The sequence below is a fragment of the Devosia sp. Root105 genome (genome assembly GCF_001424865.1).
Taxonomy (GTDB): domain Bacteria; phylum Pseudomonadota; class Alphaproteobacteria; order Rhizobiales; family Devosiaceae; genus Devosia_A.
The window spans coordinates 1-2713 of the sequence record NZ_LMCR01000014.1 but is presented as its reverse complement, the minus strand read 5'-3'; the positions used below and the strand labels follow the sequence as shown (position 1 = coordinate 2713).

The 2713-nt window shown below is 64.5% G+C and carries 3 protein-coding genes; all 3 read right to left on the bottom strand.

Going from position 1 to position 2713, the window contains the following annotated elements; genetic code table 11:
- Positions 1–345: 345 nt before the first annotated feature.
- Positions 346–771 carry a type II toxin-antitoxin system VapC family toxin gene (locus ASC68_RS13370; protein WP_055879980.1) on the bottom strand — a complete coding sequence of 142 codons (426 nt, stop codon included), beginning with the start codon at positions 769–771 and terminating at the stop codon, positions 346–348.
- Positions 768–1031, bottom strand: a complete 264-nt coding sequence (locus tag ASC68_RS13365) for a type II toxin-antitoxin system Phd/YefM family antitoxin (protein ID WP_248310541.1) — start codon at positions 1029–1031, stop codon at positions 768–770. Before ASC68_RS13365 ends, ASC68_RS13370 begins: the two co-directional genes overlap by 4 nt.
- Before the next feature lie 181 nt (positions 1032–1212).
- Positions 1213–2073: an aminoglycoside phosphotransferase family protein gene (locus ASC68_RS13360; RefSeq protein ID WP_055879976.1), complete on the bottom strand. Its 861-nt coding sequence runs from the start codon at positions 2071–2073 to the stop codon at positions 1213–1215.
- Positions 2074–2713: the final 640 nt, after the last annotated feature.

Below are 2713 nucleotides of genomic sequence, written 5' to 3'. Positions count from 1 at the left end.
AACAAAAACCTACTTCCGGTTGCCCGGCAGCAGCTCTGCCCTTTCAGTAATCGCTGATCAGTGGGAGCAGCTAGTGCTCGGCGTCGTCAGCGAGGCGGTGTATACGGGCAGCCCCATTTCCTGTCAACACCCCTCATGAACGAAAGATGACGAATCTTTCGCCGACATCGTGCCGGCGTGTGGAGAGATGCTGAAAACGCCCGGTTTCCAGGGCTTTCGCCGACCTGGGCGCTGCAGGAGAGCCTGTCGGAGTGCAGGCGGGCACGGCAGAGCTTTCCACCGAACGCCGGGACAGCTCAGGGAATCGAGGGTGTCTCGCCGATTCCCCTGACGGGAGAGAGCGACCTATGCCGCGGTCCATGGATCCAGCAGTTCGACCTCGAGCCCGGCAAAATCCTTGGTGTTGCGCGTCACGAGCGTCAGCCCATGGCGCAGGGCTGAAGCCGCGATCCACGCATCCATCACCCCCAACCCCTTACCCGCAGCCCTGGCGCCGGCCATCACTCCGCCCCAGACGAGCGCCGTCTCCCGGTCGATCGGCAACAGGCGTGCGCCGAAGCGGGCGGGAAGATCGGCATCGAGCCAATGCCGGAGCGCCGCTTTCCGCCTGCCGTCGTCGAGCAGCTCGACACCGCGCGCGATCTCCCCCACCGTGATGACGCTCAGATAGGTGCGATCCTCATCGACCTGGTCGAGCCAGGCCATCACCTGCCGGTCCGGCCGCGGCCGCTGCGGCTCGGACAGCACGTTGGTATCGAGCAGATAGTTCACAACGGCAGATCCCGGCCGCCATCATCGTCGCGCTCGAGCTCGAGCCCGGCGCCGGCGAGCGGCGACTGCATGAGAAAGCTCGCGAGGCTCCCCTGCCGCTGGCTCTTGTGCTGCCATTCCTCGATCGAAACGATCACCACGCTGGCCTTGCCGTTCCGGGTAATGGTCTGCGGCGCATCCTGCGCGCGGGAAATCACCTCGGACAAATGTGCTTTGGCCGATGCCACGGTCCACTCATGGACGGAGTTCTGCTTGCTCACCACGACACTCCAGAAATGACTATCATGACCATATAGGTCACGATCGCCTCAAGGCAAGCGCCGCGCATAAGGTGCATTATGGAACGGCACGATCCGGAGACTGACACTCATCGCTGACAGCCCTGTCGCGCAGTGTCTCCCCCGCGGGCGCATCCTCGAGCGAACCGAGCCGCTGTTCGTTCTATGGCGCCAGCACTCGCGTGCACCAGGCGCTCACCTTCGGATCATCAAAGGCGAAACACCAGTAGCTGGCGATCCACCGTTTGGCGGCAGCGAACTCTGCCCCGAATCCCCGTTGCTCCAGCCAGTGCAGGGCTAGGGCGCGATCCTCCAGGTTGGCTTCTGGGGACAGTTCCGCATCGAGATAGGCAACGGCCGACCAGCAATCCAGGCGGCGATCGGCAATCATCGATGTCGCGCCGAAATCAATCACCGCACTGACGCGCCCCGCCTCGACCAGGACATTGCCGGGAAAGAGATCGAAATGCACGAACGCCCCGGACGAACAGTCCGGGATCCCATCGAGGTCTGTAATCGGCAAATGACTGAGGGGCCCCGGCAGCGAGCGCGTCATCTCCAGCCGCGCCTGCAGATAGTCCCGATAGCTCGGCCGTCGAATGGCGCGCTCCGAACCAAGATCGCCGAAGAAATCTCTCTTGATCGCAATATCGCCAATCTGGCTGGCTGCCTCCAGATAGCTCAGTAGTAGCTGCTGCCGCTCGGCGCCCTGCGCCTCGGACAAAGCCTGCGAGAACGGAATGCCCGGCAGCCGGCGCTCGATGACCGCGACCCGGCCGTCAATCTCGACCAGGCGCTCGACCTCCGGCGTCGCAAAGGCTATGGCGCCGCGGCCGGCTGCGATTTCCGCCAGCAGTTCGGCGCGGACACGCTGCTGGGTAAGCGAAGCACCGGGCCGCATCAGGCGCAACACCTGCCGATGGCCGAGAGCATAGACCCTCGCTTCGCCGCCCTCTCCGAGCAACGGGGGGTCAGGAGCACCGAGGGCCGAGAGAGTGCCGAGATCTTCGCTATCGGTCAGCATTTGAATTCCCTCCGCTCCACCAGAACATCATCGCAGAGCGCGACGCACCGAGTGACCTTACGCCAGGCGAGACTGCAACCGTCTATGACTGCAAAAATCTGACCTGAAGAAAAACCGGCTCGCCGAGCGGCCCCTCGCCGCGCCGATTTGCCACGGCAGCGCCGGCAAGGATGTCGGTTGGGCGCGGCTCGGAACGTCCGGACCGATGCAGGATGACGCAGGCGGGGCGGTGGAACGTCTCGGAATGAGTTGCTCGGGGCGTTGTCCCGGTGGTTGTCCGCACCGTCAGTGCAAAGTGCGTCCCCTCGCCCCTCCTAGGGGCGCGATAGCGCTCCCGGGGGGAGAGGGTCAGGGTGAGGGGCGCCAGGCGACCAGCTGATAACGTATGCGGTACTCCAGCGAACACCGCAATGGCACGGCGACAACCTTGTCCCCGACATTTCGTGCGCTTGGCTACCCCTCACCCCGCCCTCTCCCCAGAGGGGCGAGGGGGCGATAGGAGCACCGCCGGGGATTCCGGCATGGAACGCCGCTGGTCAACGGAGCGTGAGCTGCTGAAGATCAAGCGGATCCGGACGGCGGATTGCGTGGTCGGTGGCTTTCGCTACGGCGCCGGCAGCAAGCTGGTGGGGTCGTTGCT